The sequence below is a fragment of the Massilia sp. UYP32 genome (assembly GCF_050434365.1).
Taxonomy (GTDB): domain Bacteria; phylum Pseudomonadota; class Gammaproteobacteria; order Burkholderiales; family Burkholderiaceae_D; genus Telluria; species Telluria timonae.
Window position 1 is genome coordinate 1 of sequence record NZ_JBNDIK010000041.1, and the last position, 15867, is coordinate 15867.

Genomic DNA, 15867 nt, shown 5'->3' on the forward strand with positions numbered 1-15867 from the left:
GACGATCAAGTCTGGTTGAATCCGGAACGGATTCGGCCAGAAGCACTACAGCAAGCAGCTTGAGATGACGCGACAACTACGTTGACAAACACCGGAAGGAAGAGCCGGCAGCCACACGATCGGTGGTGGCGGACGTGGGCAGCACCGCCGGCGTGGTTGCGCAGCCCTGTGTCGCAGCCCGTGTATTTACTTCTTGTCGCGCGGCCGGCGAACGCTCAAGGTAGCGAAGGATGGATTCTTTACTGGCGCAGCCGCCCGCGCTGCACTACATTGAGACAAAGCGGGCGCCGTGGGCCGGCCGCATCGAATGGAGCGAACCGATGAACATGTCGAAACCCGGCGCGAACCAGCGCAGGACGTCGTCGCGCCGGCAAACCGGCGGCGCCATGCCTGGGCGCCGGGACCCGCACGAGGAAGCGGCGCTCGACGAAGCGCTTGCCGAATCCTTTCCCGCCAGCGACCCCGTGGCGGTCTCGATCAGCACGGCGGCTCCGGACGCGAAGCGGCGCATTGCACGATCCTCCGAACGCCCATCCTGGGCCCCAAGCGTGCGCCTTTTCGGCACGGCCGACTCTACACTTGGTACTCGTTATCGGAACACATACGGTCACTTTCCGCATGTTTTTCAGCACGATGTGCAGGCAGGCGACCGCCACCCGAGAAGGAGTCTTTACCGTGTCGACCACCATCACCATCAACGGAAACGCCGTTGCACTGCCAAGCGACCCGCGCGTTTCCCTGCTCGACTTCCTGCGCGAGCACCTGCACCTGAGCGGCACCAAGAAGGGCTGCGACCAGGGTGCCTGCGGCGCCTGCACCGTGTTGCTCGACGGCGAGCAGCGCATCCTGTCCTGCCTGGCGCTGGCCGTGCAATACCAGGGCCGCGCGATCACCTCGGTCGAGGGGCTGGCGGGCGACGGCCAGCTGCACGCCCTGCAGCAAGCGTTCATCGAACATGATGGCTTCCAGTGCGGCTATTGCACGCCAGGGCAGATCTGCTCGGCGCTGGGCATGGAGGCCGAGCTGCGGCGCGGCGTGCCGAGCTACGTCACCGACGACCTCGGCCTCGAGACGATCGCGCTCAGCAAAGAAGAAGTGCGCGAGCGCATGAGCGGCAACCTGTGCCGTTGCGGCGCCTACAACGGCATCGTGGCCGCGGTGACCGAACACCATGTGCAGCTGCACGCCAGGGCGCCGGCCGGGGAGGCGTCATGAACCCGTTCACCTTCGCCCGCGCCCAGGACGTGCAGGACGCCGTGCGCCAGGGCGCGGCGGCGGGCAGCCGCTATCTTGGCGGCGGCACCAACCTGGTCGACCTGATGCGCGAGACCATCGAACGGCCGGCGCAGCTGGTCGACGTCAGCGGCCTGTCGCAGCAGATCGACGAGCGTGCCGACGGCAGCCTGCTGGTTGGCGCCGCCGTCAGGAACACGGCGCTGGCCGAACACCGCGCGGTGCGTACGCGCTTTCCGCTGCTGGCGCGCGCCATCGCTTCCGGCGCATCGGGCCAGATCCGCAACATGGCCACCGTCGCCGGCAACGTCCTGCAGCGCACCCGCTGCACCTATTTCTACGACCGCGAGGGCGCCCACTGCAACAAGCGCAATCCGGGCGAGGGCTGCGACGCGCTCCAGGGCGTGCACCGCATGCATGCGGTGCTGGGGGCCTCCAGCGCCTGCATCGCCACCCATCCGTCCGATATGTGCGTGGCGCTCGCCGCGCTCGACGCCGTGGTCCACCTGCAGGGCGTGGGCGAGGCACGCCAGGTGCCGTTCGCCAGCTTTCACCTGCTGCCGGAAGACCATCCCGAGCGCGAAACCGTCCTCCAGCCCGGCGAACTGATCACGGCGATCGAGATCCCGGCGCTGGCCTTCGGCGCCAACTCCACCTACCGCAAGGTGCGTGACCGCGCCAGCTATGCGTTCGCGCTGGTGTCGGTGGCGGCCGCGCTCGAGGTGCAAGACGGGGTGGTCAGCGACGTGCGGCTGGCCCTGGGCGGCGTGGCGCACAAGCCGTGGCGCGCCGCGATGCTGGAGCAGATGCTGCGCGGCCAGCCGGCCGACGCGGTCCATTTCGAGGCCGCGGCGCGGGCCGAGATGGCCGACGCCAAGCCCTTGCGCGACAACGCGTTCAAGATCCCTCTGGCCCAGCGCATGATGGTGGCCGTGCTCGACCGCCTGGCCACCGTCCATTCCTGAGGAGCTCGAGTATGAAAATCGTGCAGAACATCCAGAAGGCCGGGCAGGCGATCATGCAGAAGGCGGTGGCGCTCGCGCCCGACCGCTACGTCACTGGCGGCAAGCCCGATCCGCTCGCTTCCAGCGACGATCCGCTGATCGGCGCGCCGGTGTCGCGCCTCGACGGCCCCGTCAAGGTCAGGGGCGAGGCGAGATATGCCGCCGAGTTCGCGCCGGCCGGCATGGTGCATGGCGCCCTCGTGTACAGCACGGTGGCGAAAGGACGCATTGCCGCCATCGACGTCGCCGGGGCCGAGGCGGCGCCCGGCGTCGTGCTGGTGATGAGCCACCTGAATGCGCCGAAGATGCAGCCGCCGCCGCTCCTGATGCGCGAGCCGCTGGGAGGCAGCGGGGATGCGCTACCGGTGTTCCAGGACGACCGCGTGCACTGGAACGGTCAGCCGGTGGCGGTGGTGCTGGCGGAGACGCGCGAGCAGGCCGACCATGCCGCGTCCCTGGTGCGCGTGCGCTACGCCGCCGAGGACGGGGTGACTTCCATGGAAGCCGCGCGCGCGGCCGGCGCGACAGTGGCCGAGTTCATGGGCGAGCCGCTGCAGGACATCGTCGGCGACGCCGAGGCCGCGCTGGCGTCCGCGGGGGAGCGGGTCGATCTGGTCTACCGCACCCCGCGCCAGAACCATCACGCGATCGAGCTGCACGCGGTGACGGTGGCCTGGGAAGGCGACGTCCTGCGGGTCCACGACTCGACCCAGGGCGTCGTCAATGCCGCCTTCACGCTGGCCCAGGTGTTCGGCATCGCGCAGGAACAGGTGCGGGTGACGTCGCCCTTCGTCGGCGGCGGCTTTGGCGGCAAGCTGGTGTGGCGCCACCATCTGCTGGCCGCCGCCGCGTCGAAGCTGTCCGGCAGGCCGGTGCGCATCATGCTGTCGCGCGAAGGCGTGTGTCGCGCCGTCGGCGGGCGCACGACGACCGAGCAGCGGGTGGCCATCGGCGCCGACCGCGACGGCCGCTTCGTTTCGCTGATCCACACCGGCGTGGCCGTGATGACCGAATACAATGCCATGCCCGAGCCGTTCATCCACAACGCACGGGTCCTGTATGCGGCCCCCGCCATGAAGCTCGAGGTGCAGAAGGTGACCATGAACATGGTCGCCAACGTCCCGATGCGCGCGCCGGGAGAATCGGTGGGGTCGTTCGCCCTCGAGAGCGCGGTCGACGAGCTGGCCGACCAGCTGGGCATCGACCCGATCGTGCTGCGCCGGCGCAACGAGCCGGTGCAGGACCCGATCGAGGGCACGCCGTTCTCGTCGCGCCACCTGATCGAAGCCTATCGCGCCGGCGCCCAGGCCTTCGGCTGGCAGGAGCGGCACACGAAGCCGCGCATGCGGCAAGAGGGCGAATGGCTGGTCGGCCTGGGCTGCGCCAGCGCGGTCTTTCCCTACTATCGGATGGAAGGCGGGGCGGCCCGCATCGTGCTTTCTCGCGACGGCCACGCACGGGTGTCGGTCGGCGCGCACGAGATGGGCATGGGCACGGCCACCGCCCAAACCCAGCTGTGCGCGGTGCGGCTGGGGCTGCCGATGGAAAAGGTGAGTTTCGGCTACGGCGACTCGGCGCTGCCGGGCGCGGTGCTGGCCGGCGGCTCGCAGCAGACGGCCGTGGTCGCTGCCGCCGTTAAGGCGGCGCACGCGGCGCTGTGCGCCGAGCTGCTCAAGCTGGCCGGACGCGATTCGCCATTGGCGGGCCTGAAGTTGGAACAAGTGCGCTCGCGCGACGGCGGCCTGTGCAAGGTCGACGATGCCGAGCGCTGGGAAAGCTACGCCGACATCCTGGCGCGGGCCGGCCGCGACGAAGTGGAGGTGACGGCCAAGGCGCCGCCGTCGCAGGAAAGCGAGCACTGGTCGATGCATTCGTACGGCGCGATCTTTTGCGAGGCGCGGGTCAATGTCGTCACCGGCGAGCCGCGCGTGACGCGCCTGCTCGGTTCCTTCGACGTCGGCCGCATCCTCAACGCCAAGACCGCCGCCAGCCAGTTGCGGGGCGGGATGATCATGGGCCTGGGCGCGGCGCTGATGGAAGAGACGCATCTCGACGAGCGCAACGGGCGTGTGGTCAATGCCAGCCTGGCGGAATACCACGTGCCGGCCCACCTGGACGTGCCGGAGGTCGAGGTGATGTGGCTCGACATTCCCGATCCGCATGCGCCGGCCGGCATGCGCGGGGTCGGCGAGATCGGCATCACCGGCACCATGGCGGCGATCGCGAATGCGATCTACAACGCCTGCGGCAAGCGGGTGAGGGAGCTGCCGATCACGCTCGATAAACTGATGTGATCGGGCGGCGAGGGCGCCCCGGCCGCCGCCGGGCGCTCGGGCGCTTATTTCGAGATGCGCAGGATGGCCGAGGCCAGGCGCGAGAAGCAGGGCGTCAGGTCGGCGTCGGTGGCGGCGTAGCAGTACATGCCGACCGGTTGTTCCGGCCTGTAGCAACGCTTCGGCGCATCGGCCACGTTGGCCATGCACTTCAGGATCATTTCTCCCGTATTGGCCTTGTCGTAATCGCCGGTCGTCTTCAGCGCCGAGCCCATACCGAGCGTAAACACGAAGATGCCCTCCTCGCGCGCCTTCGCGGCGACCGCTTCCGCGAGGTTGCGCGAAGCGAGCTCGACGTTTCGATCGATGACGTCGAGCGAACTGATATCGGCAGTGACTGTACGCGGATGGCTGCCCACGATGGGAAATTCCCGTTTGTCGTCATGGGCGTTGTACCAGTCCGGCAAGCGCCGCGTCTGCCATGCGCCACTGCGATAGATCTGGCAACCGGTGCTGACCGGGGCCAGGTCGCTGGTCCCGATCTTGTTGAGGCCGACACCGGCCGCATCGATGGCGCCGGCGCTGGTGCAGTCCAGCGGGTTGCGGAAAGTGAATTTCGAGGCGAGGCCGGTCGGGGCGCCGTCCGAGAAGAAGACGATCACGCGCATCGACGAGCGGTTGCTAAGCGGAATAGCGTTCAGTTCATCGCGGGCGTTCCACATCCCCTCGACCGAAGTGGTGCCGCCGTCGAACACATAACCGTCGATATTCTTGGTCAGCGCGCTACGGGTGAACCCCCGCGCCGAGCGGTTGATTGGATTATCGACCTCGGCGCCGTAAGCGAAATGCACCAGCCCGACCCGATCCTGCGTTACATTGAACTTGTTCAGGAAGCTTTTCGCCGAGGTCTTCACGGTAGAGGCCGAACCGAGCAGGGAGCGCGATGTGTCGACCACCAGCATCATGTCGAGGTCGTTGCGGATGGTCTGCGCCGTCGCCACCGGGGTCAGCGACGCGAAGCCCATCACCTGCATGATCGACACCGGCATCTTCGCATCGGCGTCGACGTCGATGATCGCCTGGCCACCCTTGAAGGTCACGTTCGTGCTCAGGATCCTCGGCGCGGAGAGCAGGTAATTGTCGGGGATATTGGCCGCGAAGAAATCCGCTGCTGCGGCGCGCGCGCTCGCGGTCTGCTCGGCCTGGTTATTGCCGGTGGTGACGGCGCGGGCGCCGGCCAGGGCGGCCGAATCGACCGCCGCGTTCAGGCGCGCCTTGATGAGGTAAGCCAGGCCGGCGTCGATGGTCAGGCCCACCACGCCGAGCAGGACGAGCATGGCGATGGCCACCATGATGGCGACAGCGCCGCGCTGCCGGTGAAGAATCGGACGCATATCAGAACACGCTCATGGAATACAGGTCGGGCCCGAAGGTGGGCAGGGCATCCTTGCGGAAGGTAAATGCGCTGACGAGCATGTCGAACTTGTAGAAAGTCTCGACCACGTAGACGATTTCTCCATCGTCGAGTTTGCCCGTCAGTACGGACACGGCCGGTCGCGACGCGCTGCTGATGCTGCTGCACTTGCCGGCGCTGTTCCACGAGCCGCAGGCATAGACGCGGCTGGTGGGCTGGTAAGTGCTCTTTCGGGCGCCGAGGTTGCGCGCGGCGTCGTCCCAGCGGTACTGGTCCAGCACCACGCTGCGCGTTCCGCCCGTCCCGGTCACGCCCATCACGCGCGTAATGTACATCATCCCTTGCTGATTGACATTCAGTGGCGGCGCGCTGGACATCACCGCGTAAATGATGTCCTGGCTGCCGTCCTCGAGGTCGGTGCCGCCGCGCGCCACCAGGTTGGCGCCCTCGCGCCCGATATTGGTCATGATGATGTTCGCCTGCAGTGCCCGGGCGCCGTCGATGGCGCACAGCGCCAGGATCACCAGCATGGGCAGCAGCAGGGCGAGCTCGACCGCCGCAACGCCGCGCTCGGATTTGCGGATTTTCGGTACAGTCATGACGGATTTGCGCATTCTAAATTGCGTCATGGGAATATCTCATTACGCATGGTGGCTGCGACGGAGAAGCGGTAAGTGCCATCGGTGAAAAAGCTCGACAAAATCGGTGTCGTCACCGGCCAGCCGCAGTCGAGCTGGATCACGAGGATGTCGCCGGGTGCGCCGAACATGCCCTTGCCGTAGGTCGCATATCTGGTGCCGTTGACCGAGACCTGGGCCGAGGTGCGTTCGAACATCCCCATCGAGTTGTCGCGGATCCTGGCGATGACGACATTGGGATCGGCAGTCTGGCCGGTGATGGCGTAGCGGCCGCCTTCGCGCACCGCATACTGCATCGTCAGGGTCGCGAAGAACATCATGCTGAGCTCGATGATCGCGACCAGCACCAGCAGGAACACCGGTGCAATGATCGCCATTTCGACGATCGTGGCGCCGGACTGACGTCGGGGAAGGGAATACATCGTCATCCAGGAATTTTTACGGAAAGTATGACTTGGCATGCGGTAAGCTTCGGGGATTCTACAGGGCAAAAATCATTTCCCGCATCGCTTTTAGAAAGGATTCAACGCCGCTGTCGGCGCCGCACAACATGAATTGGCTAGCTAGCATCGTCCCTTCCTTCCTTCGTTCAACGGTCCGCGCGCGCACGGGCCAGTCGAGCGCCGAGCAGCGTGTGGCCTCCGCCGACGCCGAAGTGTGGATGGTGTTCGGCATGCGCGTGCTGCTGGCCGTGTCGGCGCTGCTCACGCTGTATATCGGGCCGGGCGGCGTGACGGTCTCGGGCGAATGGACCTGGGCCGTGTTCGCGGCCTATGTCCTGCACAGCCTGACCCTGCTGGCGATCGCCGGCTACCGCGCCGGCTTTTCGCACGGCCCGCTGGTGTACTGGATCGACATCGCCTGGTATGGCGTGATCGTCTGGGCCAGCGGCGGCAGCGCCAGCCCCTTCTTTTCGTTCTTCTTCTTCGCCATCCTGGCCGCCTCGTTCCGCCACGGCTTCGACGCCGGCGCCAAGCTCACCCTCGGTTCGGTCGGCGTGGTGGCGCTGTCGGTGCTGGCGGCGCAGGGCCTGGCGTCGCTGCACATCCTGCTGCTGCGCGCGACCTTCGTGCTGGCGCTCGGCTATATGGTCGCGTTCTGGGGCGGATTGGCGGTCGACCAGCGCCGGCGCCTGGCGTTGCTGCGCGACGTCAGCCGCCTGTCCAATCCGCGCTTCGGGGTGCAGCACACCCTCGACTCCCTGATGGAAAAGATCCTGCGCTTCTACGGCGCCGACAGCTGCGTGCTGCTGATGCAGGACAGCCATGAGCGCTGGGTGATGAGCACCGCCCACCATCCAAAGAGCGCGCGCGCGATCAGCCGCAGCCGGCCGGACGAGGCCGACATCGAGCCGCTGCTCGGGCTCGAGGATGGCGCCAGCCTGTACCAGGCGCCGCCGCGCCACTTCGGCCTGTTCGTGCTGGGCCGGGCCACGGCGCTACACCAGGGCAAGGACACGCGCGAGTGGCGCCGGGCCGATCCCGATGCCTGCGGCCACGTCGCCGACCTGCTCGATGCCGAGGGCTTCATCAGCGCCACGCTGCCTCTGCGCAAGGGCAGAGGCCTGATCATCGTCACCGGCGCGCGGCTCAAGCGCAGCGATGCCAGTTTCCTGAAACACATCGTGCAACAGGCGTTCCCGGTCATCGAAACCATCGACCTGCTCGACCGGCTGGCGTCGGAAGCGGCGTTTCGCGAGCGCCAGACCATCGCCCGCGACTTGCACGACAGCACAATTCAGCCGTATATCGGCCTGCGCCACGCGGTGGCCGCGATCCGCAACCAGGCCGGCGACGACAGTCCGGTCGCGCCCGAGCTGGACCGCCTGATGGCGATGTGCTCGGGCGTGATCGGCGACATGCGCGACTTCGCCCAGCGTTTTCGCAGCGGGCGCCAGGAAGAACCGGAACTGCTGATCGCGCTGCGGCGCCAGCTGCGCCAGGTGGAAACCTTCTATGGCCTGGACGTGATGCTGGAAATGCATGCCGACAGCGGCATCAACGACCGCATGGCGGCCGAGGTGTTCCAGATCGTCACCGAAGGCATCAGCAACATCTGCAAACATACGCGGGCGCGCACGGCCGGCGTGGTGGTCGAAGAAGAGGGCGGTCTGCTTGCCATCGATATTTTCAACCCGGCGGCCGTGGCCGGACAGGCCGCGGCGCCTTTCGTGCCGCGCTCGATCGCCGAGCGGGTCCAGGGCCTGGGCGGCAAGCTGGAGGTCGAGGCCGACGGCCGCCAGACCCTGCTGCGCATCCGCATTCCGATCTGAACACGCCAAGTTTCAAGGAGAACCATGACCATTCGTATCTTGCTGGTCGACGACCATAAAACCATGTTGTGGGGCCTGGAGCGCCTGATCCAGGCCGAGGGCGACGCTTTCCAGCTGGTCGGCAGCGCCAGCGACGGCATCGAGGCCAGGGCCTTGTGCACCGAGTTCAAGCCCGACATCGTGCTGCTGGATCTCGACCTGAAAGGCAGCAGTTCGATCGACTTCCTGCCGGCGCTGATCGAGAACGGGACGAGCAAGGTCGTGATCCTCAGCGCCAACCGTGACCAGGCGACGCTGGCGGCGGCGGTCAAGGCCGGCGCGCGCGGCGTGGTCAGCAAGGAGGCGCCGACCGACGATGTGCTGGCGGCCGTGCGCAAGGTGCATGGCGGGGAATTGTGGCTCGACCAGACGCTGATGCAGGCCCTGCTGGGCCAGTTGGTGGCCCCAAGCCCGAAGGCCGATCCGGAAGCCCAGCGCATCGCCTCGCTCACGGCGCGCGAGCGCGAGGTGATCGGCATGATCGTGCAGGGCAAGGGCGCCCTGAACAAGGACCTGGCCGAGCGCGCCTTCATCTCCGAGCGCACGCTGCGCAACCACCTGACGACGATTTACCAGAAGCTGGACGTGGCGAACCGCCTCGAATTATACGTCTACGCCACCAAGCACGGCCTGTCCTGACCGTACCCGTCGGCGCCCCACCCGGGGGCGCCCCACATCCTGTCGTCCCCCTCCCACACGGCGTCCAGGACATATGTCCTAGACCGCCACGGCAAGAAGTCCCCCTCAAAAAGGTAGTTTTGACGGATGGCAACGAAAGTGCCGATCCGTAAGATTCAACCCATGCGCTGCGTATCGTTTCATGCGGTACGGCGGCAAGAGGACAGGAGCGAACGTGTACGACAAGGAAGATAACCCGGAGCAGCATTACGAAAGAAGCGGCAGCCCGGCGATGTCGTACCTGGTCCTGAGCGTCCTGCTCGCAGTCGTCTGCTTCATTGCGGCGCTGGCCGTGTGGACGAGCGCATAAAGCCCAACTCATTCATATCACTGAAAGGAACCACCATGAACTTCATCGCCAACCTGATCAAAGAAGAAGACGGCGTCACCGCAATCGAATACGCACTGATCGCCTCGCTGATCGCCGGCGTCATCATCGCCGCTGTCAGCCTGCTGGGTGGCAACATCAGCACCCTGTTCAATACCCTGGCCGCCCGTATTTCGGCGAAGACCCCGACCGGCGCCTGATCGTCGTTTAGCGGCCGCCGCCAGTCGGCCCCCATCCGGCACGGAAGTTTCGTGCCGGATTTTTTTTGACCGGAGCCAAACTTGACAACCCTGCCACTCCTGCTGCTGTTTGCACTGCTCGGCGCTGCCGTCTGGCACGACGTGCGTGCGCGCCGCATCCCGAATGCCATCGTGTTTCCCGGCATGCTGGCGGCGTTCGCGCTGCACGCGCTGCTGCCGCAGGGGCAGGGCCTGTTCGGACCGCAGGCAGGTAGCCTGGGCCTGCTGCAGTCGCTGGGCGGCTGGGGCCTGGGCCTGGCGCTGCTGCTGCCGATGTATGCGCTGCGCCTGATGGGCGCCGGCGACGTCAAGCTGCTGGCGATGGTGGGCGCTTTTGTGGGCGCCGGCCAGATTCTGACCGTGGGCCTGGTCACGCTGGTGGCCGGCGGCCTGCTGGCGCTGGCGTTCGCGGCATGGCAGGGCAGTCTGCGCCGTCTGGTCGGCAATGCTTACCACATGGCCATGCACAGCGCTTTTTCGGCACTGGCAGTCAGCATCGCCGCGCCGGTCACGCCGCCGGAGGCAGCCAGCGGCCGCCTGCCGTACGCGGTGGCAATCGCCGTCGCCACGGTCGGCTGCGTGCTGTGGATCCGTGTGCACGGGGAGCTGCCGTTGTGAACCAGACCGTGAGCAACAACCTCCTGGCCCCGGCCGACAATCGCGCCCCGCGCACCGTCGACGAGACCGGCCTGCCGTTCCTGTTCCTGGCCGAACTGATCTCGAAAGTGCTGTTCCAGCGCGGCCAATTGCGCCTGGCCGAACTGGCCAGCCACCTGAAACTCAATGTCAGCGTCATCGATCCACTGCTGGCATTCCTGCGCGCCGAGAAGCTGTGCGAGATCGCGCGGGTGGGAAGCAGCGGCACCGACGCCGATCTGTCGTACATCCTGACCGACGCCGGCCGCGCGCGCGCCGCCAATGCGGTCGCCCGCAACGCCTATGCCGGTCCGGCGCCGGTGACCCTGGCGGCCTATACCGCCCAGGTGCAGGCCCAGAGCGTGGCGGCGATGCAAGTGACGCGCGCCGCCATGGCCGCCGCTTTCGAAGGCGTGGTGGTCAATCCGCTGGTCCTCGACCAGTTGGGCGCGGCGATGAATTCGGGGCGCGCGATCTTCTTGCACGGCCTGGCCGGCAGCGGCAAGACCTACCTGGCCGAGCGCCTGCGCGACCTGCTGGTCGGCACGATCGCGGTGCCGCACGCCCTGATGGTGGACGGCGAGGTGATTCCCTTCTTCGACGCCGTGCAGCACGTGGCGGCCGACGAAGGCGTGGCCCCGGGGCTGGGACTGGATCGCGGCAGCGCGCCGGACGCGCGCTGGGTGCGCGGCGTGCGCCGTCCGGCGGCGCTGGCCGGCGGCGAGCTGACCCTGGACATGCTCGACCTGCGCTTCGACCCGCATACCCGCCTGTACCAGGCCCCGCCGCACCTGAAGTCGAACAACGGCATCTTCATCATCGACGACCTGGGGCGCCAGCGCTGCACCCCGGAAGCCCTGATGAACCGCTGGATCGTGCCGATGGACCGCAGCGTCGATTACCTGACCCTGCACACCGGCCACAGCTTCCAGATTCCGTTCGACGTGATCGTCGTGTTCTCGTCGAACTTCGTGCCGCAGCGCCTGTCGGACGGCGCATTCCTGCGCCGCCTGGGCTACAAGATCGAGGTGCCGGCGGCGTCGCTCGATGAATACGCGACGCTGTTTCGCCAGGCCTGCGCCGGCGCCGGTGTGACGTTCGACGTCGCGGCGTTCGACTACCTGCTGGCGCGCCACGGCGAGCGCAAGGTGCCGCTGCTGGCCTGCTATCCACGCGACCTGGTACGCCAGCTGCGCGACCTGGCGCGCTACGAAGAGCGCGCCCCCGAATTGAACCGCCAGACCATCGACTGGGCCTGGGACAACTATTTCGCCGCCGGCGCCGCCGGCCGCCCCTTGGAGCTTGAGCGCCGCGAACGCGGCGCCGTGGAGTACAACAATGCGTAAATCTGTGACAAGTTCGCGAGCCTTCCTGATCATCGGCGTGGCCCTGGTCCTGGCGCTGGGCGCGGTCGTGATGGCCGCCAAATGGATGGGCGAGCAAGGCCCGTCCGGCACCCGCGTCGTGGTGGCGGTCGCCAACATCAACCAGGGCTCGCGCCTGGCGCCCACCAGCCTGCAACTGGCCGACTGGCCGGCGACTTCGGTGCCGCCGGGCGCGATCCTTGATCCCAAGGCCCTCGAAGGCCGCATCGCGCGCGCCGAGATCCTGGTCGGCGAGCCGGTGACCGAATCGAAACTGGCGCCGAAGGGCACCCTGGGCGGCCTGTCGGCCGTGGTCAGCGCCGGCAAGCGCGCCATGACGGTGCGCGTCAACGACGTGGTCGGCGTGGCCGGCTTCGCGCTGCCCGGCAACTACGTCGACATCCTGGTCAACCTGCAGGCCACCGGCAGCGACCTGGCTGCCTCGCCGTCGATTTCGAAGATCGTGCTGGAACGGATCCTGGTGCTGGCCGTGGCCCAGGAATCGACGGTCGACGACAGCAAGCCGCGCGTGGTGAACGCCGTGACGCTCGAACTGACCCCGGAAGAGGTCGAAAAGCTCGATCTGGCGCGTTCGATCGGCGAACTGTCGCTGGTGCTGCGCAACCAGGTCGACCCGCAGCCGGCGGCCACCACTGGCGCCACCCGCGAGTCGGTGCTGGGCCTGCCCGAGCGCAGCCCGGCGCCGGCGCCCGCGGTCGCCCACGAACCTGCCTATGAACCGGCGCCGCGTGCGGCAGCCCCGGTGCGCCAGAGCGCCCCGCGCGGCGACGGCGTGCTCGTGATCCGCGGCCTGGACGCCGCTTCGCAAAGCTTTTGATTGAAGACCCCATCATGAATCCATCGTTCAATAAAACCCTGCTGGTTTCGAGCCTGACCCTGGCGCTGGCGGTGCAGGCCGGCCTGGCATCCGCCGCCGACTGCATCGACCTGCGCAGCGACGCCGCTCCGCGCCTGGAGCTGGTGCGCGGCAAATCGGTCATCAAGCGCTTCTGCACGCCGGCCAGCCAGGTCACCGTGGGCGACCCGCAAGTGGCCAACGTGGTGGTCCCGAATTCGGGCGAGGTGGTGATCGTGGCGCGCAGCGTCGGCACCACGAACCTGATCGTGTCGGGCCGCGACAAGAAGTCGACCGTGATCGACATCGCCGTCGGCGTCGACACCTCGGCCCTGCGCAGCCAGTTCGACACCCTGTTCCCGCAAGAGAAGGACGTGCGCATCGGCAGCAGCGGCAACGCCCTGATCCTGTCCGGCATGGTGAGCGACGCCGCCGTGGCCAGCCAGCTGGTGGAGCTGGCGACGGCCTTCCAGGCGATCGGATCGTCCGGCGCCGACTCCAACAGCGGTGCGGGCAGCCCGTCGCCGGCCGGCGTCGGCGCCCCCGCGGCCGCAAGCGCCGGCGGCGCGGCGCCGTCGGCTGGCGCCAAGGTGCTCAATATGCTGTCGATCGCCGCCCCGCAGCAGGTGATGCTCGAAGTGAAGATCGCCGAAGTGTCGAAGTCGCTGGTCGACCAGCTAGGCGCCAAGGCGGGCTACACCAAGACCAACGGCAGCTGGACCTATGGCGTGGTTTCGAGCCTGCTGAGCGGCGGCGCCGGCTCGATCGGCGGCGTCGGCGCCGGCATCAAGGAACTGACGATCGACGGCGAGAAGCGCGACGGCCTGGTCAAGATCCTGGCCGAGCCGAACGTGATGGCCGTCAGCGGCCAGGAGGCGAGCTTCCTCGCCGGCGGCAAGATCTTCATTCCGGTCGCCCAGTCGTCCGGCGGCGGCACGCCCACCATCACGCTCGAAGAGAAGGAATATGGCGTGGCCGTGAAGTTCACCCCGACCGTGCTGGCCGGTGGCCGCATCAACCTGCGCGTGGCGCCCGAAGTGTCGGAACTGAACCGCGAAGGCATCGGCATCTCGCCTGGCGGCAGCGGCAACGCGAGCGCGATCCTGCCGTCGTTCACCACCCGCCGCGCCTCGACCACGGTGCAGCTGCTGGACGGCCAGAGCTTCGCCATCGGTGGCCTGATCCGCAACAACGTGACCAGCAACATCAAGCGCTTCCCCTTCCTGGGTGAAGTGCCGGTGCTGGGCACGCTGTTTCGCAGCAGCGACTTCCAGAACGACCGCACCGAGCTGGTGTTCATCGTGACGCCGCGCCTGGCCAAGCCGATGGAAGCCGTGCCGGCGCTGCCGACCGACCACTACGTGCAGCCGAGCCGCACCGAGTTCCTGCTCGGCGGCCAGCATGAAGGCAAGCGCGCCACTTCCACTTCGAAGGAATGATCATGAAAACCATCCTGTGCGCCAGCCTGCTGGCCTCCCTGGGCATCCTGGCCGGCTGCGCCACCGAGGGTCCTGCCACCAATGGCGACAGCGTGCGCGCCATGATCGCGAGCCAGACGATGCCGCCGCGGCCGCGTGTGGAGCGGGGCAGTGACGCCCGCGCCGCCGTCGCCGCCTATGCCAATTACCAGAACTCCTACGTGACGCCGACCTCGCAGGGCGACGCCAGCGCGTTCGGCAAATAAGAGACCAGAGAGCCACCATGAAGATCGCAGTCCTTTCGCGCGACGAGCGCCACCTGATCGAGCTGTCGCGCCAGTTGCGCGCCCGGCCGGGCAGCGACGAAGTCGACATGATCGCCGGCACCGCCGCGCGCCTGTCGACCATGGCCGACGAGGCCGTGCCCGACCTCCTGATCGTCGATGCGCCGCGCGCCGACGAAGGCGAGCTCGACCAGCTGGAGCGCCTGGGCCACCTGTTCCCGCGCATGGCCTTCATCGTGCTGTCCGAAGACCAGTCGCAGGACTTCCTGCTGCGCGCGATGCGCGCCGGCGTGCGCGAGGTGCTGGCGGCCCGTCCGCAGCCCGCCGACCTGATCGCGGCGGTCGACCACGTCGCCGAAAAGCTGGGCAGCCAGGGCGCGGCCCAGGGCCGGGTGCTGGCCTTCATCTCGTGCAAGGGCGGCAGCGGCGCGACTTTCCTGGCCACCAACCTGGCCTATGCCCTGAGCGCCGGCGGCGCCAAGCGCGTGGCGCTGATCGACATGAACCTGCAGTTCGGCGACGCCTCGCTGTTCGTCTCGGACAGCAAGCCGCTGGCCACGCTGTCCGACGTCGCGACGCAGATCCACCGCCTGGACCCGTCCTTCCTGTCCTCGAGCATGGTGAGTGTGACGCCGAACTTCAGCGTGCTGGCCGCGCCGTCCGATCCGGCCCACGCCAGCGACGTCAAGCCCGAGCACATCGACGCCATCATCAAGCTGGCGCGCCGCCAGTACGACTTCATCGTGCTCGACGTCGGCCGCAGCCTGGACCCGGTCAGCATCCGCGCGCTGGACCATGCCGACACCATCTACCCGGTGCTGCAGACCACCTTGCCCTATATCCGCGACGGCAAGCGCCTGTTGACGGTGTTTCGCAACCTGGAATACGGCAGCGACAAGGTGGAGCTGATCGTCAACCGCCACGACAACAACAGCGACATCCGCCTGAAGGACCTCGAAGAGGCGTTCGACACCACGCAGCTGCGCACGATGCCGAACCACTACGACGCCGCCGCAAAGTCGGTCAACCAGGGCGTGCCGGTCACGCGCCTGGCGCCGGACAGCCAGCTGAGCCTGGCCTTGATGACCATGGCGCGCGGCCTGACCGGCGAAGCCGCGCCGGTGCAGAGCGCGGGCCTGATGGCGCGCCTGTTCAAACGGCGCAAGACCGACGTCTGAGATAGAGAAAGAC

Annotated in this window: 17 protein-coding genes; 13 read left to right on the plus strand and 4 right to left on the minus strand. The window is 67.5% G+C overall.

Annotated elements, in window-relative coordinates; genetic code table 11:
• Positions 1–265: 265 nt before the first annotated feature.
• Positions 266–511, minus strand: coding sequence for a hypothetical protein (locus ABIB42_RS24740; protein WP_429249163.1), 246 nt, complete (start codon positions 509–511; stop codon positions 266–268).
• A 164-nt stretch (positions 512–675) separates the two neighbouring features.
• Here ABIB42_RS24740 and ABIB42_RS24745 point away from each other — a divergent pair, with 164 nt between their 5' ends.
• Genes ABIB42_RS24745 through ABIB42_RS24755 form a run of 3 tightly spaced genes read left to right on the plus strand, consistent with a single transcriptional unit; the run spans position 676 to position 4531 of the window.
• Positions 676–1215, plus strand: coding sequence for a 2Fe-2S iron-sulfur cluster-binding protein (locus tag ABIB42_RS24745; RefSeq protein ID WP_005670489.1), 540 nt, complete (start codon positions 676–678; stop codon positions 1213–1215).
• Positions 1212–2198 carry an FAD binding domain-containing protein gene (locus ABIB42_RS24750; RefSeq protein ID WP_005670490.1) on the plus strand — a complete coding sequence of 329 codons (987 nt, stop codon included), beginning with the start codon at positions 1212–1214 and terminating at the stop codon, positions 2196–2198. Before ABIB42_RS24745 ends, ABIB42_RS24750 begins: the two co-directional genes overlap by 4 nt.
• Before the next feature lie 11 nt (positions 2199–2209).
• Complete coding sequence (locus ABIB42_RS24755) at positions 2210–4531, plus strand: xanthine dehydrogenase family protein molybdopterin-binding subunit (protein ID WP_429249164.1); 2322 nt, start codon at positions 2210–2212, stop codon at positions 4529–4531.
• Positions 4532–4575: 44 nt separating this feature from the next.
• Here the strand turns inward: ABIB42_RS24755 and ABIB42_RS24760 are convergent, their stop codons facing one another.
• The 3 genes from ABIB42_RS24760 to ABIB42_RS24770 are packed head-to-tail and all read right to left on the minus strand — an operon-like array spanning position 4576 to position 7023.
• Entirely contained in the window at positions 4576–5904 is a 1329-nt protein-coding gene (locus ABIB42_RS24760) for a TadE/TadG family type IV pilus assembly protein (protein ID WP_040778056.1), read from the minus strand.
• Position 5905: 1 nt separating this feature from the next.
• Positions 5906–6523, minus strand: a complete 618-nt coding sequence (locus tag ABIB42_RS24765) for a TadE/TadG family type IV pilus assembly protein (RefSeq protein WP_157225725.1) — start codon at positions 6521–6523, stop codon at positions 5906–5908.
• A 26-nt stretch (positions 6524–6549) separates the two neighbouring features.
• Entirely contained in the window at positions 6550–7023 is a 474-nt protein-coding gene (locus ABIB42_RS24770; protein ID WP_429249165.1) for a TadE/TadG family type IV pilus assembly protein, read from the minus strand.
• Positions 7024–7112: 89 nt separating this feature from the next.
• On the opposite strand from ABIB42_RS24770, the gene ABIB42_RS24775 reads away from it, so the two are divergent.
• The 10 genes from ABIB42_RS24775 (at position 7113) to ABIB42_RS24820 (ending at position 15854) form a co-directional block, all read left to right on the plus strand.
• Positions 7113–8834: a sensor histidine kinase gene (locus ABIB42_RS24775; RefSeq protein WP_005670495.1), complete on the plus strand. Its 1722-nt coding sequence runs from the start codon at positions 7113–7115 to the stop codon at positions 8832–8834.
• A gap of 24 nt (positions 8835–8858) precedes the next feature.
• Complete coding sequence (locus ABIB42_RS24780; RefSeq protein WP_429249166.1) at positions 8859–9512, plus strand: response regulator; 654 nt, start codon at positions 8859–8861, stop codon at positions 9510–9512.
• 214 nt (positions 9513–9726) lie between these two features.
• Positions 9727–9861 carry a hypothetical protein gene (locus ABIB42_RS24785; protein WP_267871923.1) on the plus strand — a complete coding sequence of 45 codons (135 nt, stop codon included), beginning with the start codon at positions 9727–9729 and terminating at the stop codon, positions 9859–9861.
• Between the two features lie 35 nt (positions 9862–9896).
• Positions 9897–10079: a Flp family type IVb pilin gene (locus ABIB42_RS24790; protein ID WP_005670498.1), complete on the plus strand. Its 183-nt coding sequence runs from the start codon at positions 9897–9899 to the stop codon at positions 10077–10079.
• Positions 10080–10160: 81 nt separating this feature from the next.
• Positions 10161–10736 (plus strand): A24 family peptidase, encoded by a 576-nt coding sequence (locus ABIB42_RS24795; protein WP_429249167.1) that lies wholly within the window; start codon positions 10161–10163, stop codon positions 10734–10736.
• Between the two features lie 8 nt (positions 10737–10744).
• Positions 10745–12100: an ATP-binding protein gene (locus ABIB42_RS24800; protein WP_174348365.1), complete on the plus strand. Its 1356-nt coding sequence runs from the start codon at positions 10745–10747 to the stop codon at positions 12098–12100.
• A gap of 4 nt (positions 12101–12104) precedes the next feature.
• Positions 12105–12956 (plus strand): Flp pilus assembly protein CpaB, encoded by an 852-nt coding sequence (cpaB, locus tag ABIB42_RS24805; RefSeq protein ID WP_040778059.1) that lies wholly within the window; start codon positions 12105–12107, stop codon positions 12954–12956.
• Positions 12957–12970: 14 nt separating this feature from the next.
• Complete coding sequence (locus tag ABIB42_RS24810) at positions 12971–14413, plus strand: type II and III secretion system protein family protein (protein WP_429249168.1); 1443 nt, start codon at positions 12971–12973, stop codon at positions 14411–14413.
• A gap of 2 nt (positions 14414–14415) precedes the next feature.
• Positions 14416–14658, plus strand: a complete 243-nt coding sequence (locus tag ABIB42_RS24815) for a hypothetical protein (protein ID WP_005670505.1) — start codon at positions 14416–14418, stop codon at positions 14656–14658.
• Positions 14659–14675: 17 nt separating this feature from the next.
• On the plus strand, positions 14676–15854 hold the full coding sequence (locus ABIB42_RS24820; protein ID WP_005670508.1) for an AAA family ATPase: 1179 nt from the start codon (positions 14676–14678) through the stop codon (positions 15852–15854).
• Positions 15855–15867: the final 13 nt, after the last annotated feature.

Bases quoted from the DNA above. Each gene is read 5' to 3' on its own strand.
- ABIB42_RS24740 (WP_429249163.1), bottom strand. From the start codon at position 511: ATGCGCCGCTTCGCGTCCGGAGCCGCCGTGCTGATCGAGACCGCCACG.
- ABIB42_RS24750 (WP_005670490.1), top strand. From the start codon at position 1,212: ATGAACCCGTTCACCTTCGCCCGCGCCCAGGACGTGCAGGACGCCGTG.
- ABIB42_RS24755 (WP_429249164.1), top strand. From the start codon at position 2,210: ATGAAAATCGTGCAGAACATCCAGAAGGCCGGGCAGGCGATCATGCAG.
- ABIB42_RS24760 (WP_040778056.1), bottom strand. From the start codon at position 5,904: ATGCGTCCGATTCTTCACCGGCAGCGCGGCGCTGTCGCCATCATGGTG.
- ABIB42_RS24765 (WP_157225725.1), bottom strand. From the start codon at position 6,523: ATGACTGTACCGAAAATCCGCAAATCCGAGCGCGGCGTTGCGGCGGTC.
- ABIB42_RS24770 (WP_429249165.1), bottom strand. From the start codon at position 7,023: ATGCCAAGTCATACTTTCCGTAAAAATTCCTGGATGACGATGTATTCC.
- ABIB42_RS24775 (WP_005670495.1), top strand. From the start codon at position 7,113: ATGAATTGGCTAGCTAGCATCGTCCCTTCCTTCCTTCGTTCAACGGTC.
- ABIB42_RS24780 (WP_429249166.1), top strand. From the start codon at position 8,859: ATGACCATTCGTATCTTGCTGGTCGACGACCATAAAACCATGTTGTGG.
- ABIB42_RS24790 (WP_005670498.1), top strand. From the start codon at position 9,897: ATGAACTTCATCGCCAACCTGATCAAAGAAGAAGACGGCGTCACCGCA.
- ABIB42_RS24810 (WP_429249168.1), top strand. From the start codon at position 12,971: ATGAATCCATCGTTCAATAAAACCCTGCTGGTTTCGAGCCTGACCCTG.
- ABIB42_RS24815 (WP_005670505.1), top strand. From the start codon at position 14,416: ATGAAAACCATCCTGTGCGCCAGCCTGCTGGCCTCCCTGGGCATCCTG.
- ABIB42_RS24820 (WP_005670508.1), top strand. From the start codon at position 14,676: ATGAAGATCGCAGTCCTTTCGCGCGACGAGCGCCACCTGATCGAGCTG.